This window comes from Martinezella sp. CNPSo 3795 (genome assembly GCF_057784475.1).
Genome location: NZ_JBXSOQ010000003.1, coordinates 649,717 through 675,649 on the forward strand (window position 1 = coordinate 649,717; position 25,933 = coordinate 675,649).

At 59.1% G+C, this 25,933-nt stretch carries 24 protein-coding genes and 1 tRNA gene; 16 read left to right on the forward strand and 9 right to left on the reverse strand.

What is annotated here, in order from left to right:
* The first annotated feature begins 44 nt into the window (after window positions 1-44).
* The gene (locus AC13QY_RS12880) at window positions 45-1,091 is read left to right on the forward strand and encodes a threonine aldolase family protein (RefSeq protein ID WP_488493551.1); all 1,047 of its coding nucleotides are present in this window, start codon (window positions 45-47) and stop codon (window positions 1,089-1,091) included.
* Between the two features lie 372 nt (window positions 1,092-1,463).
* Here AC13QY_RS12880 and AC13QY_RS12885 read toward each other — a convergent pair whose 3' ends face one another.
* Window positions 1,464-2,321 carry a LysR family transcriptional regulator gene (locus AC13QY_RS12885; RefSeq protein WP_113389193.1) on the reverse strand — a complete coding sequence of 286 codons (858 nt, stop codon included), beginning with the start codon at window positions 2,319-2,321 and terminating at the stop codon, window positions 1,464-1,466.
* Window positions 2,322-2,429: 108 nt separating this feature from the next.
* Here AC13QY_RS12885 and AC13QY_RS12890 point away from each other — a divergent pair, with 108 nt between their 5' ends.
* Window positions 2,430-3,455 (forward strand): bile acid:sodium symporter family protein, encoded by a 1,026-nt coding sequence (locus AC13QY_RS12890; protein ID WP_488493552.1) that lies wholly within the window; start codon window positions 2,430-2,432, stop codon window positions 3,453-3,455.
* Between the two features lie 131 nt (window positions 3,456-3,586).
* Here AC13QY_RS12890 and AC13QY_RS12895 read toward each other — a convergent pair whose 3' ends face one another.
* The 3 genes from AC13QY_RS12895 to AC13QY_RS12905 form a co-directional block, all read right to left on the reverse strand.
* Window positions 3,587-4,051: an Hsp20 family protein gene (locus tag AC13QY_RS12895; RefSeq protein WP_113389195.1), complete on the reverse strand. Its 465-nt coding sequence runs from the start codon at window positions 4,049-4,051 to the stop codon at window positions 3,587-3,589.
* A 405-nt stretch (window positions 4,052-4,456) separates the two neighbouring features.
* The gene (locus AC13QY_RS12900) at window positions 4,457-5,215 is read right to left on the reverse strand and encodes an HAD family hydrolase (protein WP_488493553.1); all 759 of its coding nucleotides are present in this window, start codon (window positions 5,213-5,215) and stop codon (window positions 4,457-4,459) included.
* A gap of 10 nt (window positions 5,216-5,225) precedes the next feature.
* Window positions 5,226-5,642 carry a DUF2000 domain-containing protein gene (locus AC13QY_RS12905; protein WP_113389196.1) on the reverse strand — a complete coding sequence of 139 codons (417 nt, stop codon included), beginning with the start codon at window positions 5,640-5,642 and terminating at the stop codon, window positions 5,226-5,228.
* Window positions 5,643-5,772: 130 nt separating this feature from the next.
* On the opposite strand from AC13QY_RS12905, the gene AC13QY_RS12910 reads away from it, so the two are divergent.
* The 4 genes from AC13QY_RS12910 to AC13QY_RS12925 all read left to right on the forward strand — a co-directional run bounded on the left by AC13QY_RS12910 (window position 5,773) and on the right by AC13QY_RS12925 (window position 9,070).
* Entirely contained in the window at window positions 5,773-6,252 is a 480-nt protein-coding gene (locus tag AC13QY_RS12910) for an Lrp/AsnC family transcriptional regulator (RefSeq protein ID WP_113420240.1), read from the forward strand.
* A gap of 129 nt (window positions 6,253-6,381) precedes the next feature.
* Window positions 6,382-7,449, forward strand: a complete 1,068-nt coding sequence (locus AC13QY_RS12915; protein WP_113420215.1) for a cyclic nucleotide-gated ion channel — start codon at window positions 6,382-6,384, stop codon at window positions 7,447-7,449.
* Between the two features lie 12 nt (window positions 7,450-7,461).
* Complete coding sequence (locus AC13QY_RS12920) at window positions 7,462-7,956, forward strand: GNAT family N-acetyltransferase (protein ID WP_113420214.1); 495 nt, start codon at window positions 7,462-7,464, stop codon at window positions 7,954-7,956.
* A gap of 139 nt (window positions 7,957-8,095) precedes the next feature.
* Window positions 8,096-9,070: an alpha/beta hydrolase gene (locus AC13QY_RS12925; RefSeq protein WP_113420213.1), complete on the forward strand. Its 975-nt coding sequence runs from the start codon at window positions 8,096-8,098 to the stop codon at window positions 9,068-9,070.
* Window positions 9,071-9,073: 3 nt separating this feature from the next.
* Here AC13QY_RS12925 and hisN read toward each other — a convergent pair whose 3' ends face one another.
* The 3 genes from hisN to AC13QY_RS12940 form a co-directional block, all read right to left on the reverse strand.
* A complete protein-coding gene (gene hisN, locus AC13QY_RS12930) occupies window positions 9,074-9,847 on the reverse strand; it encodes a histidinol-phosphatase (protein ID WP_488493554.1) in 774 nt (257 codons plus the stop codon).
* Window positions 9,848-10,142: 295 nt separating this feature from the next.
* Window positions 10,143-10,598, reverse strand: a complete 456-nt coding sequence (locus AC13QY_RS12935) for a YcxB family protein (protein ID WP_488493555.1) — start codon at window positions 10,596-10,598, stop codon at window positions 10,143-10,145.
* Between the two features lie 145 nt (window positions 10,599-10,743).
* Window positions 10,744-11,628 (reverse strand): N-formylglutamate amidohydrolase, encoded by an 885-nt coding sequence (locus tag AC13QY_RS12940; RefSeq protein ID WP_069613332.1) that lies wholly within the window; start codon window positions 11,626-11,628, stop codon window positions 10,744-10,746.
* A gap of 287 nt (window positions 11,629-11,915) precedes the next feature.
* Here AC13QY_RS12940 and cpdR1 point away from each other — a divergent pair, with 287 nt between their 5' ends.
* Together cpdR1 and AC13QY_RS12950 are read left to right on the forward strand one after the other, a co-directional pair.
* Window positions 11,916-12,278 (forward strand): response regulator CpdR1, encoded by a 363-nt coding sequence (cpdR1, locus tag AC13QY_RS12945; RefSeq protein WP_004117561.1) that lies wholly within the window; start codon window positions 11,916-11,918, stop codon window positions 12,276-12,278.
* An 84-nt stretch (window positions 12,279-12,362) separates the two neighbouring features.
* A tRNA-Val gene (locus AC13QY_RS12950) sits at window positions 12,363-12,437 on the forward strand.
* Window positions 12,438-12,576: 139 nt separating this feature from the next.
* Here AC13QY_RS12950 and AC13QY_RS12955 read toward each other — a convergent pair.
* Window positions 12,577-12,888: a hypothetical protein gene (locus AC13QY_RS12955; RefSeq protein WP_488493556.1), complete on the reverse strand. Its 312-nt coding sequence runs from the start codon at window positions 12,886-12,888 to the stop codon at window positions 12,577-12,579.
* Between the two features lie 213 nt (window positions 12,889-13,101).
* On the opposite strand from AC13QY_RS12955, the gene AC13QY_RS12960 reads away from it, so the two are divergent.
* Window positions 13,102-13,347: a hypothetical protein gene (locus AC13QY_RS12960; RefSeq protein ID WP_069613279.1), complete on the forward strand. Its 246-nt coding sequence runs from the start codon at window positions 13,102-13,104 to the stop codon at window positions 13,345-13,347.
* 177 nt (window positions 13,348-13,524) lie between these two features.
* Window positions 13,525-13,995, forward strand: coding sequence for a hypothetical protein (locus tag AC13QY_RS12965; protein ID WP_113330505.1), 471 nt, complete (start codon window positions 13,525-13,527; stop codon window positions 13,993-13,995).
* 44 nt (window positions 13,996-14,039) lie between these two features.
* On the opposite strand, the gene AC13QY_RS12970 is transcribed toward AC13QY_RS12965, so the two are convergent.
* A complete protein-coding gene (locus tag AC13QY_RS12970; protein WP_113330506.1) occupies window positions 14,040-14,291 on the reverse strand; it encodes a hypothetical protein in 252 nt (83 codons plus the stop codon).
* Between the two features lie 421 nt (window positions 14,292-14,712).
* On the opposite strand from AC13QY_RS12970, the gene AC13QY_RS12975 reads away from it, so the two are divergent.
* The 6 genes from AC13QY_RS12975 to AC13QY_RS13000 all read left to right on the forward strand — a co-directional run bounded on the left by AC13QY_RS12975 (window position 14,713) and on the right by AC13QY_RS13000 (window position 25,752).
* A complete protein-coding gene (locus AC13QY_RS12975; protein WP_488493557.1) occupies window positions 14,713-15,813 on the forward strand; it encodes a DUF475 domain-containing protein in 1,101 nt (366 codons plus the stop codon).
* A gap of 297 nt (window positions 15,814-16,110) precedes the next feature.
* Complete coding sequence (locus AC13QY_RS12980) at window positions 16,111-17,538, forward strand: mannose-1-phosphate guanylyltransferase/mannose-6-phosphate isomerase (protein WP_152092514.1); 1,428 nt, start codon at window positions 16,111-16,113, stop codon at window positions 17,536-17,538.
* 183 nt (window positions 17,539-17,721) lie between these two features.
* Window positions 17,722-21,042, forward strand: coding sequence for a transglutaminase family protein (locus AC13QY_RS12985; protein ID WP_488493558.1), 3,321 nt, complete (start codon window positions 17,722-17,724; stop codon window positions 21,040-21,042).
* A 13-nt stretch (window positions 21,043-21,055) separates the two neighbouring features.
* Window positions 21,056-23,473 (forward strand): circularly permuted type 2 ATP-grasp protein, encoded by a 2,418-nt coding sequence (locus AC13QY_RS12990; RefSeq protein ID WP_488493559.1) that lies wholly within the window; start codon window positions 21,056-21,058, stop codon window positions 23,471-23,473.
* Window positions 23,474-23,477: 4 nt separating this feature from the next.
* Window positions 23,478-24,356 (forward strand): transglutaminase family protein, encoded by an 879-nt coding sequence (locus tag AC13QY_RS12995; RefSeq protein WP_113330511.1) that lies wholly within the window; start codon window positions 23,478-23,480, stop codon window positions 24,354-24,356.
* Between the two features lie 148 nt (window positions 24,357-24,504).
* Window positions 24,505-25,752 carry a vWA domain-containing protein gene (locus tag AC13QY_RS13000; protein WP_269245018.1) on the forward strand — a complete coding sequence of 416 codons (1,248 nt, stop codon included), beginning with the start codon at window positions 24,505-24,507 and terminating at the stop codon, window positions 25,750-25,752.
* Window positions 25,753-25,933 lie beyond the last annotated feature (181 nt).

A 25,933-nucleotide genomic window follows, 5' to 3' on the forward strand; every position in this document is an offset into this window, starting at 1 on the left:
CTATCTAATCCAGCCGCAATTCAATCTTCATCTGGTGTATTTTCATGTTCTTTGCTTCCGATAACTGGGCCGGCGCCCATCCCAAAGTCGCCGAACGTCTGCTCGCCGCATCGAGTGGTTTTGCCTCCGCCTACGGCACAAGCGAGCTCGACCAGCGTGTCGAAGCCAGATTCTCCGAGATCTTCGAGCGCGAGGTCGCGGTCTTCTTTGTCGCAACCGGTACAGCCGCTAATTCGCTGTCGCTTGCCAGCGTCCAGAAACCGGGCGGCATCAGCTTCTGCCATACCGAGGCGCATGTCGCCGAAGACGAATGCGGTGCTCCTGACTTCTTCAGCGGCGCACGTCTTGCCACCGTCGAAGGCGCTCTCGGTAAGATCGATCCTAAGGCGCTTTCCACCAAGATCGCCCGCTTCCCGCAGGATGCCGTCCATCATGGCCGCGCCGCCGCTGTGACGATCACCCAGGCAACGGAAATCGGCACGGTCTATTCGCTGGATGAGATCGACGCCATCGCCGCCATCGCCAAGGCAAACGGGCTACCGCTGCACATGGATGGCGCGCGCTTCGCCAACGCACTGGTCGCGCTCGGCACTACTCCTGCCGAAATGACATGGAAGCGCGGCGTCGACATTCTTTCCTTCGGCGCCACCAAGAACGGCTGCTGGTGCGCCGAGGCAATCGTCTTCTTCCATCCGGAAAAGGCAAGGGAAATGCATTTCATCCGCAAGCGCGCCGCCCAGCTCTTCTCGAAGTCGCGCTTCATCGCCGCCCAGTTCGACGGCTATTTCCAGGACGGCCTCTGGCTCGACCTTGCCCGCCATTCCAACGGGATGGCCGATCGGCTGCGCGCCGGCCTCGAAAAGACCCGCGGCGCTCATCTCGCCTGGCCGACTGCCTCGAACGAGGTTTTTGCGATCATCCCAAAATCCTCCGCCAAGACTGCAGAAGACAAGGGAGCGAAGTTCTACGAATGGCCGATTCCAGAGTCGCAGCCGGATCTGGTCGGCAGGGATAAAACGCTGATCCGGCTCGTGACAAGCTTCGCCACCACCGAAGCCGATGTGGCGAATTTCCTCGCCTGCCTGGCCTGACCCGCAAGAAAAAGAGCGCCGGAGCCGGCTTCCGGACCGGACGGCGCTCGCAATAGCGGCAAAAAGTCAGTTTTGATTCCGATGGGCGATCATTGCGAAGTTCGATAGATCGTCGCGGTCGGACGCCGGTGCATGATGTACGATCATCGTCATTGCCACGACGCAGGCGACAAGTCCGGAAATGAAGATGGCACCATATGTCATCGGAACGGCTATCCCCCCGCAACTCCCCCATCGCCACCGGAGATAGCAGAATAAGCTGACTTCCGCCTGAAAACGGGCGCAACAATAAATCAGCCGGCAAAATAAATCCGGATCTCATCTGCATGATGGGAAACGGCTTTTAACGATAGCTGATAGACGATTTCGTTGTCAGCTTGATCGGGGCCCCCGCACCTTGGAGAGTATGTCGTCAGAGAGCGCACCAACCAGAAGTTGGTCCGCGCCCTTGCGCGGCACGAGCACGAACTCCACGTCCTCAAGGACGGGTAGCCAGCCCGGGGCTATCTCGATCAATCCGGCGGGAGCCATGCTTTTCGGCTGCACGAGAACACCCATGCCAGCACGCGCCGCTGCGGTCAGGCCACTCAGGCTGCCGCAGGTGCAGACGATGCGCCACGGCATCTGCTGCCGGCGCAGCGCCTCGAGCGCGACCGCACGCGTCACGCTCGGTGTCGGAAAGGCGATCAGCGGCAATGGCCCTGCAAGCTTGCGGATACGATCCGGGTCGCGGGCCAGCCAGACCAGCGGCTCGCGGTAGACGAGCTTGCCTCTCGCGTCGCCGAGCCGCCGCTTGGCAAGCACCAGATCGAGGTCGCCATTGTCCTGCATTTCATAAAGCACGCCGCTAAGCGCGACCGTCAGCTCGAGATCGACGGAAGGATGCGAACGCACGAATTCCTCCAATACGTCCGGGAGTTGGCTGGTGACGAAATCCTCGGAAACGCCGAGCCGAAGATTGCCGCGCAGGCTGTTGCCGGCAAAAAGCTGACGCACCTCCCCTTCGATCGACAGCATCTGGCGCGCATGGCCGAGCAGCGCCTCGCCATCGCCAGTCAGGACGACACGGTGCGTGTCACGCGCCAAAAGTTTTCGCCCCAATTCGGCTTCCAGCCGCTGTATATGTTGGCTGACCGTTGACTGCCCGAGTCCCAGCCGCTCGGCCGCGAGCGTGAAACTGCCCATCTGCTCGACGGCGACGAAGCTGCGCAGCTGTGTGAGGTCAAGCATGGGCTTATCCTATATCGCGATAACTGTTATTCCTTGCATCGTGGATCACAATAGGTCTATCTGCAAGGAATAATCATCAAGACTTGCAATGCGATTGGGGTAGGCACGATGCGCCGCTTTCTTCCAGACACCTTCACCATGCTGCTGGTGCTCACCGTCCTGACGGCATCCTTCTTTCCGGTGCAGGGGGCCAGCGCTCACTATTTCGGTATTGCCACCAACTTCGCCATCGGCCTGCTGTTCTTCCTCCATGGCGCGCGCCTCTCGCGCGATGTCGTCATCGCCGGTCTGCTGCACTGGCGGCTGCACCTCGTCATCCTGCTGACGACCTTCGGAATCTTCCCGCTGCTGGTGCTGGCCATGCGCCATATCGTTCCGAACAGCATCCTCCCCGTATCGCTCTATACCGGCATGCTGTTTTTGAGCGTGCTGCCTTCGACCGTGCAGTCTTCGATCGCCTTCACCTCCATCGCCGGCGGCAATGTGCCGGCTGCGATCTGCTCCGCGTCCGCCTCCAATATCTTCGGCATGTTCCTGACGCCACTGCTCGTCGGCATCCTGTTTTCGGTCGGCGGCCAGGGCGGTGGCTTTTCCTGGGATGTTCTGTGGCAGATCATGCTCCAGCTGCTCGCCCCATTCATCGCCGGCCAGCTGCTGCAGCCATGGATCGGCGACTGGATCCGTTCGAAGAAAAAGATCCTAATGCCGGTCGATCGCGGCTCGATCCTCATGGTCGTCTATTCCGCCTTCAGCGAGGCCGTGGTGGAAGGGCTGTGGCATACCTTCTCCGTCCTCGACATCGTCACGGTCATCATCGCGAACATGGTGCTTCTGGCAATGGTGATCTGCATCACCATGTTCGGCAGCCGTGCCCTCGGTTTTGAAAAGGCCGACGAGATCACCATCACCTTCTGCGGCTCGAAGAAGTCGCTGGCAAGCGGCGTGCCGATGGCCAACGTCATCTTCGCCGGCCAGAGTATCGGCGCCATCGTGCTGCCGCTCATGCTGTTCCATCAGATCCAGCTGATGACCTGCGCCGTGCTTGCCCAGAAATATGCCGATGCCGCCAAGCGGCGCGAGGCTGCGAAAGCAAAGTCGGGCGCAAAGTCCGGCGAAGCGACGAACGCGGCCTGAGCCGTCCGATATCAGACAAAACAAAAGCGGCACCCTGATGGAGCGCCGCTTCTTTTGATCTTGGGAGGATCAGGAGCTTAGCGGCCAGAGACCGCCAGCCCGGCATGACGGTCCAAGACCGTCAGCCATACTTAGTTGATATGAGCCTCGATGGCCTTCGGGCTTTCCACGGGCTCGGCTGCGATGGAGATACGGCGGGGCTTCATGGCTTCGGGGATGTTGCGCAGCAGGTCGATGTGCAGCAAACCATTCTTCAGTGAAGCAGCCTGAACCTCGACATGGTCGGCAAGCTGGAAACGACGCTCGAAGGCACGCTTGGCGATACCGCGATAGAGATATTCGCTGGTTTCAGCCGGCTCTTCGCTCTTTTCGCCCTTGACCTGAAGGACATGGGCGTGGGCCTCGATGCTCAGTTCCTTTTCATCGAAACCGGCAACGGCCATGGTGATGCGATAGGTGTTTTCACCCGTGCGCTCGATATTGTAGGGCGGATAGGTCTGGGCCTGATCCGGCTGGCCAAGGCTGTCGAGCATGGTGAAGAGACGGTCGAAACCGACGGTGGAACGGTAAAGGGGAGAGAAGTCTACGTGACGCATGGAAGTCCTCCTGTGAGCGACAATTGCGATTTCAATTCTGTCCCATGACCCCACTCTCGGCGGCCCTGGGGACGGTTTCGCAGGCCCGTTTGGCACCCGCGAAAAAGAGATGGGGATCGCTTTTGCGGAGTTCAAGCCCCTGTGCCCGCCTCCCATTTTGCGGAAAATCGCTGCGTGAACCGCAGATGAACGGATGGTTCGGAACCGGTTCAGGCTGGCTGGCCTATCGTCCAAACCATCGGAACACCATCGTCCGATGACTGAAGTGTATCGTCCCTTCTTCTTCAGTCCTTGCTCGGCCGGCGAAGCGGATCTCTCTATCTCCGCAAGCCGGCCTTTTTTCTTAGCGCCAGCGGAACAACAGGCGGAGATCAACTTGGATGGAAGTCCACAGAGATTGATTGCCTAGCTCGAAAGCCGTCCATTCGCCGCCACTATGAGCCGAGACACCTCATGCAGGCTGGAAACCGAACCCAGGCAAAGTTTCAGGATTTCTTCGTTAGGCTCCATCTGATCTGGCACCATGATCGTCATCATGCCGGCTCCGGAGGCAGATCTTATTCCGTTATGTGAATCTTCCAGGGCAAGACAGGAAGATGGCTCGATACCTAACCGGGCCGCAGCCGCCAGAAATGGATCTGGAGCAGGCTTGCTTTCTACATAGTCGCCATACGCGACAATGTGATGGAAACGATGCGTCAGGCTGTGCGCCTTAAGATGGTGATCGACGCTCTGACGGAATGAAGACGTCGCTATCGCTCTTGGAATATCGAGTTCATCCAGGAGATCCAACAACTCTGAAACCCCTGCTTTCAAAGCAAGTTCTGTCTCGCCCAAGGCGCTGAAATGCTTGAGCCAGAGCGCGCGCACATCGTCGACCGGAAAAGAGGAGCCATACAGGAGAAGTAGCGAATGACGATTCACATGCCAAGGCGAACCGATCATGGGACGGTACAAGTCCCATGTCATTTCATAGCCATACTCCGCAGTCGCCGTGATCAGCGAACGTATGTAGAGCGACTCGGTGTCAAAGAGCAGTCCATCCATGTCGAACACGACTGCACGGGGTGGTTGAGGGAGCTTCATCCCATAGCCGTTACCAGCATGGGACGAGAACGACAAGCTCGCCGATGCCGAAAACCATCCCTCGCTACGGAGGGACATGGCGACAACCCTACCGCAAAAGTTTCAGAGAACCGGTCAGCGATTTCACCCACTTCGAAGGGCCGGCCAGCCCAAGACCGTCGATCGCCTCGCCCGCAAGATCGCGATCCGGAAATATCGCCTCATACTCCCTGTAATCGTGCAGCGAGCGGGCAAAGGCAGGAAAGGGAACGATTGCGCGATCGTTTTCCACCGGCAGGGTCTTCAGCAACAGAGATCGTATGGTTTCCGCATCCGCCTGCAGTATCGGAACGGGCATGTTCGAGCTGATATCGATGGTGCGCTCCTCCCTGTCGGTCAATTGCCTGGCCGCGAGCGCAGGAAACTTTGCGCCCAACCCGATCGAGATGGCGCCGGCGGTGTTGGCGATCAGACCGAGCGGCAATGCCGGATTGATGACGATGGCTAGACGAATATCGGGAAGCATGGAGACCTACTGCCATTGACAAAAGTGATCGCAGGATATCTCGCGCATCGGGGACAATCTTGCCTTTTATTGCCGCATAATTGGATAATATGGTAGCATCTACCTCATTTCTGCGGATATACGGTTGGATATGCCCAATTCTCTTGAGCCCACTGATTTGAAGATTCTCGGCGCCCTTCAGAAGGACGGACGCCTGACGAATCAGGCGCTTTCCTCCGAAGTCGGGCTCTCGACGTCGCCATGCTGGCGGCGCGTGCGCCAGCTGGAAGAAACGGGCGTGATCCAGGGTTATACGGCCACCCTCGACAGGCGCCAGATCGGCCTCGGCGTCCTTGCCTTCATTCGGGTGAAGATCGACAGCCATAGCGAGGCGGAAGCCGAGGAATTCTCGCGCGACGTGCTGAAACTCAACGAGGTCGTGGCCTGCTACAGCATCGCCGGGGATGCGGATTTCCTGCTGCAAGTCGTAGCCGCTGATCTCGACAGCTACGCCGATTTCGCCATGGCGGTGGTGCGCCGCCTGCCGCGCATCAAGGAGATGCAGACCACATTCGTGCTGAAGGAAATCAAGCCATTCAAGGGCTTTCCGCTTGAGGTCGGCCAGCGATAGCAGCGCAAGGCACAGAGTGCCAGGTTAGGCATGGAGGAAGCAGCACGTCCCTGCGCTCTTTACGTTTGGATCGAAGCCATCCTATTCTCGGGCGAGTGGCTGCCCCCAGGGTATTGCCCGGGGGATATAATGTCGGCGCTTTCTTTCTCGAAGATTTCCTCATCGCTGAATACGCTTCTGGCTGCAATCGGTCTGCTGACGGTGGCGGTGCTTACGACGCCCGATATCGTCGGACAGACGAGGCTCATCCTGGAAGTCGTGCTTGCTGGCGTCTGGGCCATCTATGTTCTGCAATTGATCGAGACGCTGGTCATACATCGCACAAGGGACGTGCGCGGCAGGATCCCGGAAATCGCCGTCGACATGCTGGCCGTTCTGGTCCCTCTGGCCGCCTTCTTTCTCATCCGAGGGCGCGATCAAAGCCTCTATTGCGCCATCTGGCTTTTGAAGCCGCTGCGGGGTTCGATCTTCTTCCGGCTGCTGGGCAGGGTTTTGACCAAGGAAGCGCGCAACCTGATCGGCGTCACCTCTATTTTTGTCATCGTTCTGTTTGCCGCAGCACTTGCGGCTTACATCATCGAACGTGACGTCCAGCCTGACAAGTTCGGCAGTATCCCCCTAGCAATGTGGTGGGCCGTAACGACGTTATCGACCACTGGCTATGGTGACGAAATCCCGCAAAGTTTCGCCGGTCGCACCCTTGCCGGATTGGTCATGATGTGCGGAATCGGCATCTTTGCCTTATGGGCCGGCATTCTCGCCACCGGCTTCTACGAAGAGGTTCGCCGCCAGGACTTCGTGCGCAACTGGCAGCTGGTTGCCGGAGTTCCGCTGTTTCAGAAGCTCGGTTCGGGCGCACTCATCGAGATTGTACGGGCGCTCAGACCCCGTGTGGTGCCGGCCGGTGGCATCATCTGCCGCAAAGGCGAAGCCGGCGACCAGATGTATTTCATCGTCGAGGGCCGCGTCAGCGTCGCCACGCCGAATCCAGTGGAACTTGGTTCCGGCAGCTTCTTCGGCGAGATGGCGCTGATCACCGGCGAACCCCGCTCGGCAACTGTCAGCGCCGCGACCGAAGTCTCGCTGCTGTCGCTCTATGCGTCGGATTTCCAGATGCTATCGAGCAGCAGCCCCGAGATCGCCGAGATCATCCGCCAGACCGCGCTCGAACGGAGAGCGGCGGCACCGAAGAGCTGATGTGAACAAACCATGCTTCAGATCCGACCTGCAATTGCTTCCGAAGCACCAGAAATTGCTCTGCTGCTACGCGAAACAGCCGCTTGGCTTGCCAGGAAGGGTGAGCCGCTGTGGAATCCGGAAGTTTTTACCACGTCGCTGGTGGCAAAGGGGATCAACAATAGCGAATGGATTCTGGCGAAATGGAATTCCGAGCTCGCTGGCATCGTGCTTCGGCAGACACAGGACGTAGATGCATGGCCTGATCGGAAACCAGGAGACGCCTTTTACCTGCACAAATTATGCGTCAGCCGCGCCTTTGCTGGCACGGGAATCAGCTGCAAACTTATCGAATGGGTTAGCCAAAGCGCCGAGATGCAAGGATATGGCTATCTGCGGCTAGATTGCGCTCCACGGCCAGTGCTGCTCAGGCTATATTCTTCATTAGGCTTCACCCTAATAGATCAATATTCTGTGGGCGGCTTTTCCGCCTGTCGCTTCGAGAAAAAACTCTCTGCGAATGTTTGAATAAGATGATGCCGGATTTCGACCATATGATCCTCAAAGGTCGTAACCGGCGACGCCAATCGAGATAAACCTGTTGCAATTCCCCCCACCTGCGCTATCCCCTTGAGGAGAGACATTGTCAGCGAGGCGCGACATCGTCATGGATTCGATCCTCTATTCCACAGCAGACAATCCGGCACCGGAAAACCGTACCGAAGGATTCTTCGAAAGTTTCGACGGGCGCAAACTGCGCTACGCCGTCTTCCGCAGCGAGCAGTCGGTCGCCAAGGGAACCGTTGTGCTGCTGCAGGGCCGTAACGAATTCATCGAAAAATATTTCGAGACGATCCGCGACCTCACAGCCAAGGGTCTGTGGGTCGCAACCTTCGACCTGCGCGGCCAGGGTGGATCCGAGCGGCTGCTGAAGGACCCTTTGCGCGGCCATATCCGCCATTTTTCCGATTACGAGCGGGATTTGACCGCCTTCCTCGACAAGATCGTCCTGCCGGATACGCGCCTGCCCTTCTTTCTCCTCGCTCATTCGACGGGCGCGCTGATTGCGCTCTCAGCGGCGCCGAGGCTTGCAAGCCGCATCGAGCGCATGGTGTTGTCGGCTCCCTTCATCGGCTTGACCGGCCATGGCGCCTCCCCTGGTTTTATCCGCTTTCTGTCTGGCGCGGTCAGCGGTGTCGGCCTAGGCCGGATGCAGTTCAGCAAGAAGTTCAAGGAAAGGCCATTTGCTGAAAACCCGTTAACGACGGACGAGCAGCGCTACCGCCGCAACATCGGCATCGGCACCACCTACCCGCAGCTTTGCCTGGGACCGCCGACGGCACGATGGCTGTCGCAGGCCCTGCGGGCGATCGAACTGGTCAACAGGCCCGAACACCTGTTTTCAATTCAGGTCCCCACTGTCTTGATCGCGCCGACGCGCGACGGCGTGGTGCCCTATGCCGATCAGGAGCGGCTGTCGCGCTATTTCCGCGCCGCACAGCTCGTTCCAATTCACGGCGCCAAGCATGAAGTCCTGCAGGAACGGGATATCTATCGCAACCAGGCACTTGCCGCGATCCACGCCTTCATCCCTGGCAGCGACGCCGAGAGCAATGCCTATGAGATCGAAGCGCAAGCTTGATTCTCAGCGGGACAGGACGGCCAAAGCCTGCTCGTAAACGGCTCGGCTGCCGGCCGCGATGATTGTTCCGCCCATTTCCGGCCGGCCGCCGTCCCAGGTAGTCATAATGCCGCCGGCCTGCTCGATGACTGGAATGATGCCGCCGACATCGTAGGGTTTCAGCGAATTCTCGATGACGAGATCGATATGGCCGGCCGCTAGCAGCGCATAGGCATAACAATCGCAGCCATAGCGGAAGAGGCGCACCTGACTTTCGATTTCGCGATATTTGGCAAGCTCGTCGCCGACAAAGAGATGCGGCGAAGTGGTGAAGAGGATGGCATTCGAGAGGCTGCCGCAATCGCGGACCTGCAACCGTCTCTCGCCATCAGGGCCGGAATAGGTAGCGCCATTGCTATCGGCAAAATAGCGCTCGCCGGTAAAGGGCTGGTCGATCAGGCCCATGACGGCGCGGCCGTTCTTCTGCAGACCGATCAGCGTTCCCCAGACCGGGACACCCGAGATGAACGCGCGCGTGCCGTCGATCGGATCGATGACCCAGATATGCTCGCGGTCGAGCCCGACATTGCCATGCTCCTCGCCGAGAATGCCATGTTCCGGGAACTCGGCCTCGATCAATGCGCGAATCGCCTGTTCGGCCGCACGGTCCCCTTCCGTCACGGGATCAAAGCCCTTGGCTTCCTTGTTGACCACATCGATGCCGGCACGAAAGCGCGGCAGGGTTTCGGCCTTGGCCGCTTCGGCCAGACGATAGAAGAACGAGCGATCGGGAAGCATGGTGAATCCGGATAAGTGACGGGATGGCGATGTCATAACGCATATAAGTCGTGAAGCAAACCGGATGATGACGCACTGGGCGCAATGCCTGCGGATCAGGCAGGATTTTTAAGTTTGCCTAAATATTTTGCACTGCAATAAAGTGCTTGACATTTGTGCAGCGCAGCAGCAATATCCCCATGCAGTCTTCTGACTGTAAATACCCTCCTTGGGTGTTTCCTCCCTAGACTTAGCCGCGCCACGAGCGCGGTTCTTTTTTTGCCTGACCTACCCTATTTTGCAAAGGAATCCGCATTCACTGCGGTACTGTGGAAGGCACCTTCGATTTCACAAAATCGAGATCATTGCTGTCTGCCGCCTGAGTGGGCAGCGTCATGAACTGGTTGATGGCTGTAAATATCATCCAATAGGTCGGCCGCTGCCAGATTTCGGTAACGGTGGACCAGGGAACGTTGGCCGCCCCCAACTCGGACGCTACGTCAAATCCATCATCATGAAAAGCAAACACCGCCTGTCGCGTCGACATTTTGCGGAACTTTCCAACCGTATTGCGGTAATGCGCGATCCATAAGACGATAATCATAGCCGGGCAGAGAAGAACGAGACTGCCGAAGACGCCGGTCAGCCATCCGGTGCCATCACTCCAAAGCTGCCAAAGAAAAAGCAGGATTATTGCAATTTCAGCGACCCAGAGGCGCTGATTGACAATCAGCCGCCGCCAGACAAAGGCCGTCACGGCATCGCGTACCATTTCTTCCGTGTAGGTGACAGTGATAGTCCGATGCATCGCCCACCCACTACGCACAGCCTATCGGCAGCTTCGAATTCCGACGTCGCCCATAAAGAGATTTTGCCTGGCCGCGCGTCAATTCGGCAAACTCAATGACGACAAACGGTCACTCTGCCGCCAGCGCCGGATCGCCCGTATAGGATTCCACATGCTCCGCCATGCGCTTCATGAAGAGCGTGATGGCGGCGGCGACCTTGTCGAAATCCGGACGCTTCTCGAGCGTTGTCTCGTCGACATAGAGAGAGCGATTGACCTCTATCTGCAGGGCATGCAGCCCGCGGGATGGGCGGCCGTAATGTTCGGTGATGAAGCCGCCGGCATAAGGCTTGTTGCGCACGGCGTTGAAGCCGAGCTCCTCGAGAATCTGCATGGCCGCGCGTGAAAGCTCGGCGGAGGCGCTGGTGCCGTAGCGATCGCCAAGGATGAAATCCGGCCGCATGTTGCTGCCGGCGATACGGATATTGCCCGGCATGGAATGACAATCGACCAGCACGCCGAAGCCGAATTTGACATGGGTGCGCGCGATCAGTCGCCGCAGCGTGGCGTGGTAAGGCTTGTAGATCGTGTCGATGCGCTTCAGCGCATCCTCGACCGGGACCCGGCGCGCATAGATCTCCATATTCTCGGCGACGATTCGCGGGATCGTGCCAAGACCGCCGGCGACCCGCAGCGAATTGATGTTCGCATAGGATGGCAGTGCACCGTCGAACATGCGCGGATCAAGCTCATAGGGCTCGCGATTCACGTCGATATAGGCGCGCGGAAAATTGGCAAACAGTAGCGGCGCACCGAGAGAGCTTGCCGCCGAAAAAAGCTCGTCGACATAATGATCCTCGGAGCGGCGGATGGCGATGCCCTGCAGGCGGGACTGGGCGACGAAATCGGGGGGATAGATGCGACCACTATGAGGCGAGCTGTAGACAAACGGTATCGTCTGGGAGGCTGGCTCCAATACCTCGAAAATCTCGAAACTGCGCATTTCTGCGGACATCAACGTCTTTACCATGTCAACAACTTGTCGCAGTAATCATGTTGCCAGTTGCATGACCGCAAGTCCATAGTAACTTGAGCGAAATGGCCTTAATCCAAAACACCGTATTCGGAATCTCGGAAGCCCGATTAGCGAAAACGCAGGACGTTTTCGTGGAATCTACCTATGCTTCGAACAAATGCTGGAATGGCGCGTTTTGGCTGACCATTCACGGCTTGTTTACGGCGTCGCGGTACCCTAAACGCTGGACGAGTCCAACAAGACAAAGTTGATTAGCGATAGAGATGATGACCCAGAAGATACTTCTTGCCGAAGACGACAACGACATGCGTCGCTTTCTCGTGAAGGCACTCGAAAAAGCCGGCTACAAGGTCTTGTCCTTTGACAATGGAGCCAGCGCTTACGATCGGCTGCGCGAAGAGCCGTTCTCGCTGCTTTTGACTGACATCGTTATGCCCGAGATGGACGGCATCGAGCTGGCGCGGCGCGCCACCGAGCTCGATCCCGACCTGAAGGTGATGTTCATCACCGGCTTTGCCGCCGTCGCTTTGAACCCCGATTCGAAGGCGCCGAAGGATGCCAAGGTCCTTTCCAAGCCTTTCCACCTCCGCGAGCTGGTCGACGAGGTCAACAAACTCCTTGCTGCGTAAGGCTTTCGGCGGCCCAGTCACAAAACCGAAAAAAAGCCTATTGACGGCGACCAAGGTTTTGTGATCTATGCGCCGCCATCGGATGGGCGTGTAGCTCAGCGGGAGAGCACTACGTTGACATCGTAGGGGTCACAAGTTCGATCCTTGTCACGCCCACCATCCTAATTCGCTGAAAAGCAAGGCCTTTCGAGAAATCGAAAGGCCTTTTTCATTTCCTGTCGTTTGGCTACATCTGCGCATGTCGCGGAAGTTTTGCATGGGCAAAGTGTTTCGCCAGGCCGCGGCCGTTTGTCGACCGTCAGCGATCCAGAATATGCCGCAGCACCGCCGTCGTCGGGTAGGCATAGACGCCACGATCGACAAAGCCCTGGCGGTAGAGGCAATCCCTGAGAGCCAGCCAGTAGAGCGTGCTGTTCGCATCCGGCGATCCACGCCGCCAGGAATAGGCTTCGGGCTCGCAATGATTGAGAGCCCTGTCATATCTTGCCAGCACCAATGGATCGCTGTCGGCGCGAATGCCGCCATGGTAGGTCTGGTAATTCGAAGGCGCCTCACCGGCAGAGACGCATGCCAGGCTCAAAATCGCTCCCAGCGCTAACATCATTCTCATGTGCTTCGATCTCCAACTAGCTGCGTCCCGAAAAATTCGAGCGCAGGTCGAGAATAGTAGTCTTTTGAAAGATAGCCAATCACATGCTGCTGTTCGCTGCGATTGCGAGTTGAACGGAGCCTGCGACACAAGTTCCCGCCACAAGCCGCTTGACTTCCGGCCGCGCCGTCATCCTACTGTCATATCAGCGCATCGATCATACGGGAGGACGAGATGACGGTGGTGAAGCGGCAGTTCTACAAGAACCACAAGCCCAACGGCGATGAATATATGTTTCATCTTGCCCGCGATACCGAAAGCGGCGAGGTCTACGTCATTCGCCAAGCGGATTATGTCGTCGACGGCGGCAGCGAGAAGAGCATGACCCTTTATGAATTCTTGGCCGGTGGCGGCAATCGCCAGAATGCCCTGCTGCAGTTGATCGGCTCGCTCGTTCCGGAATCGGCGCAGCAACATTAACGCACTTCGCGCAGGGACCGCGGATGGCCTTGCGATAGCGAGATGTGTGACGTCAAACGCTGAAGCGCCCAGGGTGAATCCGGGCGATTTCGGCAGGTTTCGGGTTTGCGCCCCGCTTCGGGTTGACTGCCACATTTGGATCGGCGAATTTGCTCGGGCTTGAAAGGAGCCCCACTTATGCGATTCGCAGGCATTGCTTTTGGATTGACCATCTTGGCCGCAACCTCGGCCGGCGCAGTGGATGATTTCCCATCGAAAGGCGTCACCGTCGTTAGTGGAAAATGCTCCAAGCTCGTGGTCGGCAAGCTCGATGCCTCCAAGGGATGCAAGGCCGAAATCGCCAGCGTCACCGGCCCCGATGGATCCGTGACCTTCATCTTCACGTCCGGCGGCAAGATGCTTGGCTTCCAAGGCAACGGCAAGGGCATCAAGGCAGGCAGCCAGAAGGGGACGGCGCAATTGCCGATCGACGTCATCTCGACCGGTGCCGGCGGCAAGATATCGGGCCAGGTCGAAGCCAGGGGCACTTGCACCTTCGCCAATCCCTATGCCGGCAAGCCGATCGCCATCGAATGCTCGGCAAAATCGACCGAGATGAGCTTCAACGGCAGCTTTACTTCCGACGGCAAGACGCCTCGACACAAGTAGCGATCATTCGCCGCGCTGCCACCGTCCGAGCTCCAACACTCGAATTAATGCCGCGGCGTGGTCTTTTGCTTCCGACCATGATTGGCATCGGCCGGCGCCTCGCGCGACAGGTCTGCGCCGTTGACGTGCGCAGGAACGTGTACATCCTCGTGGGTGACGGGATGCAGGGTAAGATCCACCTGATGCGGCGGCAGGACCTGAGCTTGGCGTAGCGTATTCGGCCGTGCCTTTTTCTGTCGTTCCGTCAGTTCCGGTTTTTGCGTTTGCGACTTGGGGTGGATGGGTGTCGGGCTCATCGGAGCTTCTCCTGTCTGTCGCTGTTGTCGGGATAACGATCCGCCTGAGGTTTTGAAGCGGCGGGGCGGCACAAGGCCGCTTGAAGGGCAAACGCGGCCCTCCCTGTTTGGTTCCTCGAATTCTCAATTATCAAGGGCAGTTGCTGTCGCCACGATTTCAACTCTTGACCTGCATCGCAACTTCACTAACTATGAAGCATCTCCGCGCCTCCCTGACATCGGCGACGGATTGAACTTTGGTGCCGGGCCCCTCTGGCGAGAGTTTTCACGGCGCTCTCGCGATGTCGGTACCGCCTGCAGATGAGCCGGCGGACTTCGTTTCCATGATCAGTTTGACCATGCCTCACCCGCATGCCGTCTTCGGTATGCGGCTACGCGCGCAATCCGGACAGATTCACTCCCTTTGCGGCGAGGCGCGCATATGAGCTCGCGCGCCGCTTCAAAATCCGTACTCGGCTATTTCGGCTGGGCTTTTGCCGCTACAGTCGGCGGCCTTGCCCTCGGTGCCCTGCTGGGCTGGAACACCACCGGCACCTTCAGCGGTCTTGCCACGGCCTTCTTCATCTGTGCCGTCCTCGCCGTGCTCGAAATCTCGCTTTCCTTTGACAATGCCATCGTCAACGCCAACAAGCTGAAGGAGATGACGCCGGTCTGGCAGCATCGCTTCCTGACCTGGGGCATCATCATCGCTGTCTTCGGCATGCGGATCATCTTTCCGCTGGCGATCGTCGCCATCGCCGCCTGGATCAATCCATGGGAAGCGTTGCAACTCGCCGCCACCAGGCCTGAGCAATATGCAGAGATCATGCAGGCGGCACATCTGCCGATCGCCGCCTTCGGCGGCACCTTCCTGATGATGGTGGGCCTGACCTATTTCTTCAATCACGAAAAGGACGTGCACTGGATCAGCTTCATCGAGAAGCGGATGGCGCATTTCGCCACCGTCAAGGGCGTGGAGATCGCCTTCGTGCTGATCATGGTCCTCATCTTCACCTCCGTGCTTGACGGTGACGACGCCACGACCTTCCTGCACGCCTCGATCTACGGCCTCCTCACCTTCCTGCTCGTGGAGGTTCTGGCCGGCTTTCTGGATGCCTCGCAAAGAACGATGAGCGCGGCGGCAAAGGGTGGATTCGGCGCTTTCCTCTATCTCGAAATCCTCGACGCCAGCTTCTCCTTCGACGGCGTCATCGGCGCCTTCGCTCTTACCCAGAACCTCTTCATCATCGCGATCGGCCTCGGCATCGGCGCCATGTACGTCCGCTCCATGACGATCATGCTGGTGGAAAAAGGCACGCTCGCCCACTATCGCTACCTCGAACATGGCGCCTTCTACGCCATACTGATCCTTTCGGTGATCATGTACGTGCAGACGCTGACGCATATCCCGGAAGTCATCACCGGCCTTGGCGGCGCGGCCCTGATCGGCATCTCGCTCTGGTCCTCGATCCGGTACAACAGGCGCAATGGTCTCGACCATGCGCCGGTGCACGATGAAGAGCACGACAGGGCGGAAGCTTGATCTCCGACATAATGACGATCATCACCATAGCCTCGCTGGCCTATGGCGGATCCTGAGGGCAGGATCGTACTTATCGATTCTGCCTCTCCCCCCTTTCGGAAAGGCGCGTGCGGCGGACTTTCATCGGGATTTCCGCGCTAAGATCGCCGAATGTTTACGCTACTGGCATATTAGCGCTAGCGTTTTGCCAAAAAATATCGCAATGGCGATTGACGTTGTCGAAGGAGCACGGCGGAAAGCGCAACGGTTGCGCTCTCGATGCCGGCTCTCGCTTGAAGTGTCCAGGAGAGGCAGAGTATGGCAGCAAAGATCGTTCCGGTGATCATGGCAGGTGGCAAGGGTACGCGGCTATGGCCGCTGTCGCGCGCTTCCGCTCCGAAGCAATTCATCCAATTCATCGGCGACAAGACGCTGTTCCAGAACACTTTGGAGCGGGTGGCCGATCCCGAGCTCTATGAAGCGCCGATCGTCCTGACCAATGAGGAATTCCGTTTCCTCGTCGCAGAGCAGGCCCGCGAACTCGACCTGAAACTGGCCGCCGTGCTGCTGGAGCCCATCGCCCGCAATACTGCCGCTGCCGTTGCCGCCGCCGCTGCGCTCGTTACCGAGCTCTTCGGCAAGGACGCGATCATGCATGTCCTCGGCTCCGATTACGAGATCGATGCCAACACTATCTATTATGATTGCGTGCGCCTGGCCCGCGACACGGCACTGCAGGGCAAGCTCGTCACCTTCGGCATCAAGCCGACGGAACCGGCGACCGGCTATGGTTATATCGAAACCGGCAAGGCGCTCTCGACCGGCGCCCATGCCGTCAAGCGTTTTGTCGAGAAGCCTGCCTTGGACAAGGCTCAGGAGATGGTTGCCAGTGGTCAATTCTACTGGAACTCCGGCATGTTCATGTTCTCGGCCTCCCAGCTTCTCGCCGAGATCAGGGAATTTGCGCCCGACGTCGAAAAGGCTGCCAGCAAGGCCGTCTCGAAATCGACGCGCGATCTCGATTTTACCCGCCTCGACGCCGACAATTTCTCCAAGAGCCCGGACATCTCCATCGACTACGCGCTGATGGAAAAGACGGCTAACGCCGCCGTCGTTCCCTCGCCCTTCACTTGGTCCGATCTCGGCAGCTGGGATGCGGTCTGGAAAGTCGGCAGCCGCGACGAAAGCGGCAACGTGTCGGCGGGCGCCACGACGCTGGTCAACACCAAGAATTCGCTCGTCATGTCGCACAGCCTGCACGTTGCCGTGCAGGGCCTTGAGGACGTCGCCGTCATCGCCAGCGAAGACGCCGTCTATGTCGGCCACCTCAAGGATAGCCAGGAAGTCGGCAAGCTCGTCAAGCTGCTGGCGAGCGAGAAAAAGACCGCGAAGCTCACCGAAACGCACCCCACCTCTTACCGCCCCTGGGGCGGCTATACCTCCGTGCTGAACGGTGAGCGCTTCCAGGTGAAGCGCATCTTCGTGCTGCCGGGCAAGAAGCTGTCGCTGCAGAAGCATCACCATCGCTCCGAGCATTGGATCGTCGTCAAGGGCACGGCCGAAGTGACGGTCGGCGAGAACGTGCAGATGCTCCGCGAAAACGAATCGATCTATATCCCGCTCGGCGAAGTGCATCGCCTGGCCAACCCGGGCAAGATCCTGCTGGAGCTCATCGAAGTGCAGACCGGCTCTTATCTCGGCGAAGACGATATCATCCGCCTTGTCGACGAGTTCGGCAGAAGCTGAGCGCAGGCAAACAGATCAAGATTTCAGAACGGCGGGCAAAAGCTCGCCGTTTTTGTTTTGGGGTTACATGGCAGGACTTTCCGAAGCGCCGGGAGACACCTTGCTTTCTTTCGCTGCATTGCACACACTGCTCCAAGGGAACAGCAATCACCGCACAATGATGCGGGCTAGGCGAAGAGACATATGGCGATCAAGGCGAGCATCTATCATCTCACCCATTACAAATACGACAACCCGGTCCGCCTCGGCCCCCAGATCATCCGCCTGAAACCCGCCTCGCATTCCAAGACGCGCGTACTCAGCCATTCGCTGAAGGTCACGCCGTCAAACCATTTCGTCAATCTGCAGCAAGACCCCTACGGCAACTATCTCGCCCGCTTCGTCTTTCCCGATCCGGTGACCGAGCTGAAGATCGAGGTCGATCTCGTTGCTGACATGACGGTCTACAATCCCTTCGATTTTTTCGTCGAAGAGGAAGCCACCAAATGGCCCTTCGATTATCCCGAGCCAATACGCGAGGATCTGTCGATCTACATGAAGCCGGAAGAACCCGGTCCCCGGCTGAAAGCCTTCCTCGCCACGCTCGACCGCTCAGAGCAAAAGACCGTCGACATGGTCGTCGGCCTTAATACGCGCCTGCAGCAGGAAATCGGCTATGTCATCCGCATGGAAGCCGGCGTCCAGACGCCTGAGGAGACATTGGAAAAGGCGAAAGGCTCCTGTCGCGATACGAGCTGGCTGCTCGTTCAGGTGCTGCGCCATCTCGGGCTCGCCGCCCGCTTCGTCTCCGGCTACCTCATCCAGCTCACGCCGGACCTGAAGGCGCTCGACGGCCCTTCCGGTACCGAAGTCGATTTCACCGACCTGCATGCCTGGGCGGAAGTCTATCTTCCCGGCGCCGGCTGGGTGGGCCTCGATCCGACCTCGGGCCTTCTGACGGGCGAGAGCCATATTCCGCTGGCTGCCACGCCGCATTACCGCAATGCCGCGCCGATCTCGGGCGGCTATTTCGGCGAGGCCAAGACCGAATTCGATTTCGACATGAAGGTCGCCCGCGTCGCCGAGCATCCGCGCATCACCAAGCCCTTCTCGGACGAAAGCTGGGATGCATTGAATGCGCTTGGCGAAAAGGTCGACGCGATCCTGAAGGAAGGCGACGTACGCCTGACCATGGGCGGCGAGCCGACCTTCGTGTCGATCGACGATTTCCAGTCCGACGAATGGAACACAGCCGCCGTCGGCCCGACCAAGCGTGAGAAAGCCGATACGCTGATCCGTCGCCTGCGCGAACGCTTCGCGCCGAACGGCTTCCTGCATTACGGCCAAGGCAAGTGGTATCCCGGCGAAAGCCTGCCGCGCTGGACTTTCTCGCTCTACTGGCGACGCGACGGCCTGCCGATCTGGTCGAACCCGGATCTAATTGCCAATGAGGGCCGCAACTACAGCGTCACCGAAGACGATGCCGGCCGACTGCTGACGGCCATTGCCGGCGAACTCGATATCGAACCGGATTATGTGGCGCCCGCCTTCGAGGACCCGGCCGAATGGCTGGTCAAGGAAGCAAACCTGCCCGAAAATGTCGATCCATCCAATTCGAAACTGAAGGATCCGGAAGAGCGTTCGCGCATGGCCCGCGTCTTCGAACGTGGACTGACTCGGCCGACGGGCTATGTCCTTCCCATCCAGGCCTGGAATGCGCGCGCCAGCGGCCGCCGCTGGACGAGCGAGAAATGGCGTACGCGCCGCGGCCGCATCTTCCTGACGCCCGGCGATAGCCCGGTCGGCTATCGCCTGCCGCTGAATTCGCTTGGCTGGATACCGGCATCGCAATATCCCTACATCAACCCGATGGATCCAACGATCCCCCGCGAGGCCCTGCCGGATTACAATGAGGACAAGGGCCGGCCGCTGCAAGCCGCTCATTTCCAACCCTTCACCGGCCAGCAGCCGATCATGCCGCAATCCCTGGATGAGATCGGCGGCTATGTGCGCACCGCTATCAGCGTCGAGCCACGCGACGGGCGCCTCTGCATCTTCATGCCACCGACGGTCAGCGTCGAGGATTACCTCGATCTCGTTGCCTCGGCCGAACGTGCGGCCGCAGCCCTCAACCTGCCGGTCCACATCGAAGGCTATCCGCCGCCGCAGGATGAGCGCATCAACGTCATCCGCGTTGCGCCCGATCCCGGCGTGATCGAAGTCAATATCCATCCGGCATCGAGCTGGAAGGAAGCCGTCGATATCACCACGGCGGTTTACGAGGAGGCACGCGCCAGCCGGCTCGGCACCGACAAGTTCATGATCGACGGCCGCCACACCGGTACCGGCGGCGGTAACCATGTGGTCGTCGGCGGCCGCAATACCATGGATAGCCCCTTCCTGCGCCGTCCCGACCTTTTGAAGAGCCTGGTGCTGCACTGGCAGCGCCATCCCTCGCTCTCCTACCTCTTCTCCGGCATGTTCATCGGCCCGACCAGCCAGGCGCCGCGTATCGACGAGGCCCGTCACGACAGTCTCTACGAATTGGAAATCGCGCTGGCGCAGGTGCCGGCGCCCGGTCGCGGCATCCAGCCGCTTCCCTGGCTGGTCGATCGCCTTTTCCGCAATCTTCTCACCGACGTCACCGGCAACACGCACCGCTCGGAAATCTGCATCGACAAACTGTTCTCGCCTGACGGACCGACGGGACGCCTCGGCCTCGTCGAATTCCGCGGCTTCGAAATGCCGCCCAATGCCCGCATGAGTCTCGCCCAGCAATTACTGGTGCGCGCGCTGATCGCCCGCTTCTGGCGCAATCCCATCGACGGAAGGTTCGTGCGCTGGGGTACGACGCTGCATGATCGCTTCATGCTGCCGCATTATATCTGGCAGGATTTCCTCGACGTCCTTGCCGATCTGCGCGAAAACGGTTTCGACCTCAGACCGGAATGGTTCCAGGCGCAGCTCGAATTCCGCTTCCCCTTCTGCGGCGAAGTCGAATACGAGGGCAGCAAGCTGGAACTGCGCCAGGCGCTGGAACCCTGGCACGTCATGGGCGAAGAAGGCGCGATCGGCGGCACCGTGCGCTATGTCGATTCGTCGGTTGAGCGTCTGCAGGTGCGGTTCGAAACCGCCAATCCCTCCCGCTATACGGTAACCTGCAATGGCCGTCCTGTACCGCTGACGCCGACGGGAATGGCAGGCGTCTCGGTCGCCGGTGTGCGTTACAAGGCATGGCATCCAGCCTCAGGCTTGCACCCGGTTTTGCCCATCGATACGCCGCTGACCTTCGATATCTACGATACATGGTCGCGCCGCTCGATCGGCGGCTGCATCTACCATGTTGCCCATCCGGGCGGCCGCAACTACGACACCTTCCCCGTCAATGGCAATGAGGCGGAAGCGCGACGTCTTGCGCGTTTCGAGCCTTGGGGGCATACAGCAGGTGGCTATGCCGTAAGACCGGAGACTGCATCGGTGGAATTCCCGCTGACGCTCGACCTCAGGCGTCCGGCAGGAATTTGAGACGGAACTGAGCATGGGTAGAAAACCGGCGACGGAACGGCGGGATGAGGCAAAGACCGGCACTGCCAAGGCGCCGGCCTTTGCCTATCGTCCCCTGCCCGGTGTGGCCGACGAAATGGTCGACAATACCGGCGCGGTCCGCCCAGTCTGGCAAAACTTCCTCTCGGCGCTGACGCGTATGACGGAAGAGGGATTGACCGAGCGCTTCGCCCGCGCCGACCGCTATTTGCGCGACGCCGGCGTCTTCTATCGCGCCTACGGAACGGCGGGCGTCAGCGAACGCAACTGGCCGATCTCCCATATTCCCGTGCTCATCGACGAGCGCGAATGGCAGGCGCTCTCCGAAGGCCTACAGCAGCGCGCCGATCTCTTGGAATCGATCATCGCCGATATCTATGGAGATAGCCGGCTGGTGAGCGAAGGGCTGTTGCCGCCAGCCTTGATTGCCGCCAATCCGGAATTCCTGCGTCCGCTTGTCGGCGTGAAGCCTGCAAGCGGCCATTATCTGCATTTCCTGGCTTTCGAGGTCGGCCGCGGTCCTGATGGCAACTGGTGGGTACTGGCCGACCGCGCACAGGCGCCATCCGGCGCCGGCTTCGCTCTCGAAACTCGTGTCGCTACCACCCGTGCCTTTTCCGATATCTATGCCGAAACCAAGGTTCATCGTCTTGCCTCCTTCTTCGGTGCCTTTCGCGATGCGCTTCTTGGCGGCAAGCGCGGAGCCGAAGGACGTGTCGCCGTCCTGACGCCGGGGCCTGCCAACGAGACCTATTACGAGCACGCCTATATCGCCCGCTATCTCGGCTTCATGCTGCTGGAGGGCGAGGATATCACGGTCGTCAACGATCAGCTGATGGTGCGCACCGTCGCGGGGCTGCGACCGATCAGTGTCCTCTGGCGCCGCCTCGATGCCTCCTATGCCGATCCATTGGAGCTCAACCAGCATTCCCATATCGGCACGCCGGGCATGGTCGAGGCTCTGCGGGCGCAGACGGTGACCATCGTCAATGCGCTCGGCTCCGGCATTCTCGAGACGCGCGCCCTTCTCGCCTTCATGCCGACCATCTGTCGGCATCTGCGTGGTGAGGAATTGAAGCTGCCGTCGATCGCCACCTGGTGGTGCGGCCAAAAGGCCGAGCGCGAGCATGTCGCCGCCAACATCGAGAAGATGGTCATCGGCCCGGCCTATTCCTGCATGCCTTTCTTCGATGACAACGGCCAGTCCGTGCTGGGCTCGACCCTGCGCAGCACTGCCCGCGATTCGATTGCAGATTGGCTGGCAACCGAAGGTCAAAAATTGGTTGGCCAGGAGGTCGTGACACTTTCGACGACGCCTGCCTGGGTCAACGGCAGGCTGACGCCGCGGCCGATGAGCCTGCGTGTCTTCGCCGCCCGCACGGAAAACGGCTGGCAGATCATGCCGGGCGGCTTTGCCCGTATCGGCAGCGGCGACGATGTCGCGGCGATCGCCATGCAGGCAGGAGGTTCGGCCGCCGATGTCTGGATCGTCTCCGACAAGCCCGTCGAGGCGCACACGCTGCTGCCAGCCGAAGAAACTTTCACCCGCAACATGCCGGGCAGCCTGCCGAGCCGGGCGGCCGACAACCTTTTCTGGCTCGGCCGCTATATCGAGCGGGCTGAAGGTGCGTTGCGCATCCTGCGCGCCTGGCATGGCCGTTTCGCCGAGGCAGCCGATCCGAACCAACCGCTGCTTGCCGATGTCAGCGCCTATCTCGCCGCCATCGATATAGACACGAAGCAAGCTGTACCGGAAACCCTGCTGCGCAACATCGACAGCGCCGTCTATTCGGCAAGCAATATTCGCGACCGCTTCTCTCCCGACGGCTGGCTGGCGCTGAACGATCTCGCCAAGACGGCACGCCGCTTCAAGGAAGGGGTGAAACCTGGCGACGATGCCAGCCATGCCATGACGATCCTGCTGCGCAAGCTCGCGGGCTTTGCCGGTCTCGTGCACGAAAACATGTACCGCTTCACCGGCTGGCGCTTCCTGTCGCTCGGCCGCTATATCGAGCGCGGCCTGCACATGACTCGATTGCTCGGCCATATGTCCGGCCCCGATGCGCCCGACGGCGCGCTCGACATGCTGCTTGAAATCGGCGACAGCGTCATGACCCATCGTCGCCGCTACAACGTCAATACCGCTCGGCTGACAGTGACGGACCTGCTCGCGCTCGATCCGCTTAACCCGCGTTCGATCCTTTTCCAGATGAACGAGATCCACCGCGAAGTCGAACAACTGCCGAATGCCTACGTCAACGGCCAGATGTCGCCCTTCTTCCGCGAAGCCATGCGTCTGCATTCGGGGTTGGCTGTCATGACGCCCGAATCCATGACGGTCGAAGTCTACCAGCAGCTGGCGCGCGAACTGGAGCGGCTGTCCGACCTGCTGGCACGCACCTATCTCGGATGACGTGATGCTCTACGATCTCTCGCTTCACATGGGCTACATCTACGACGTGCCGGCAAGCGGCGCGCGGCATATCCTGCGCGTCATGCCGCTCTCACTGCCCAATCGGCAGAGGCTGATCGCCGGCTCGGTAAAGATAACCCCGGGTCCGGACGAGCAATCCAACTTCACGGATTTCTTCCAGCATCCGGCGACCTCGATCCTGGTGCGCGATCCGCATGAAAGGCTCGACATCCGCATGCAGGCGCGCGTTCAGGTGGAAAGCCAGCCCGTCGGGGCCGACTTCTCGCCGCTGCTGGCCAAGTTGCCGGAAGAGATCGAAGACTGCTGGTCGATCGACCCGTCTTCACCCCACCATTTCCTCGGCAGCAGCCCGCGTCTGCCGGAGACGGGCGAAATCACCGATTACGCCAGGCAATGGAAATCGACCAAACTGACGACCCTGCAGATTGCGCATGCGGTCTGCGCGCAGATCCACAAGGACTTCACCTACGATCCCAAGGCGACGACGGTCGATACCACCCCCAAGGAGGCATTTCGCCTCAAGCGCGGGGTCTGCCAGGATTTTTCGCATGTGATGATCATCGCGCTCCGCAGCCTCGGTATCCCCGCCGGCTATGTCAGCGGCTTCTTGCGCACCATTCCGCCGCCCGGCAAAGAAAGACTGGAAGGCGCCGACGCCATGCACGCCTGGGTGCGCGTCTGGTGCGGTGAGACGGCAGGCTGGATCGAGCTCGATCCGACCAACAATATTCCCGCCGGCACGGATCACATCGTCGTTGCCTATGGTCGCGATTATTCGGACGTTGCCCCCGTTATCGGCGTGCTGAAGAGCTATGGCAATCAGAAAGCCGTTCAGGCAGTAGATGTCGTTCCACTAAAATAGAATATACTTAAGGTAGTAAAAATTTGAAGCAAATCGCGCCAGATTATGTAGTTTGTTAAAAATCAACTGACCGTTTAAACCTTCAACTCATATTTGTAATTGATAGTCCCGCCGTTCTTGAGAATCTAACTCTTTCCAATAGGCGGACATGATGATTGCCGGCTCCGATATACTTTGGGCATTTAAACAACTTCTACGTGATCGAGCCGGAAATTTTGGCATCCTGACGGCGATTGCCGTGCCCGTGCTGGCTGTGGCGGGAGGTGTAGCGGTCGATGTCACGAACATGTCGCTGACACGCAGCCAGCTTCAGGAATCAACGGACGCCGCCGCACTCGCTACGGCAACCGCGCTTGCGGATGGTAGCGCGACCACCACGACCGCCAAGGATCTCGCCAACAATTTTGTCCTCGGCCAAATGTCGAACTATCTCGCCGGTGATACGGATGCTACGAATTCACTGAAAGCGGGCACCAGCACGACGGTAACAAAAACGACCGATTCCTCCGGGAATTCGGGTTACACGGTCGTTGTAAATGCATCCTATTCGATGTCCGTGAACAGCATGACCCGCCTGACGGGGCAGAGTTCCCTGAACATTTCTGCGTCCAGCACGTCAACCAGCGGAAAGACTACCGAAATCCAGAAGAATGCGCTGTCGATGTATTTTGTTCTGGACCGCTCCGGATCCATGGATGAAGCCACGGACACGGTCAATACCCAGCAGCCGACCACGACATATACCTATAGCTGCTTGAAGACGAATGGGAACGGCTGGCAGGTATGGAGTAATTGCACCGGCACCAAGACGAATTACTACACCAAAATGGAATCGCTGAAGATTGCCACGTCCAATCTGGCCGCACAGCTAAACAGTGCCGACCCGAACATGATGTACGTTCGAACAGGCGCGGACTCGTATAACAATGTCGCTCAGACACCTACGGCCCTCGCTTGGGGTACGAGCGGCATCACGACTTATGTCAACAACCTGACTTCGAGCGGCTCCACGAATTCGGCCCCCGCGTTTACGGCCGCTGTCGACGCATTGACGAAATCGTCCCCGACCTCAGGACTGACATATGAGCAGCTCCAACATAAGGACAAGAGCGGCGTCCTGAACCCGACCATGTACATCGTATTCATGACCGACGGAGAAAACAACGTGACAAATGCGGACACGGATACCAAAGCACAATGCGACAAGGCGCGCAGCAACGGCATCCACGTGTACACGATTGCCTTCATGGCACCGGAGAATGGCCAGGCCTTGCTGAAGTATTGCGCTACTTCAGCCTCCGACTACTTTACGCCCCAAAGCGCTGCGGATCTCTTCAAGGCATTTACGACAATCGCCACGGAAACATCGAAGCAGATGACGCTGCTGACGAAGTGATCTCGCTGGCAATAGCGCCAAGCAACCATAGATAGACAGCAAAGAAAAAGCCGCGCGATGCGAGTATCGCGCGGCTTTTCGTTTGATCGATGCGCGAATAAAAGCCCGAAACATCATCGGAATCAAGTCTTTTCCGACTCAGGGCAGACCTTTGGCGGCATTTTTCGCATCCGCCCAACTC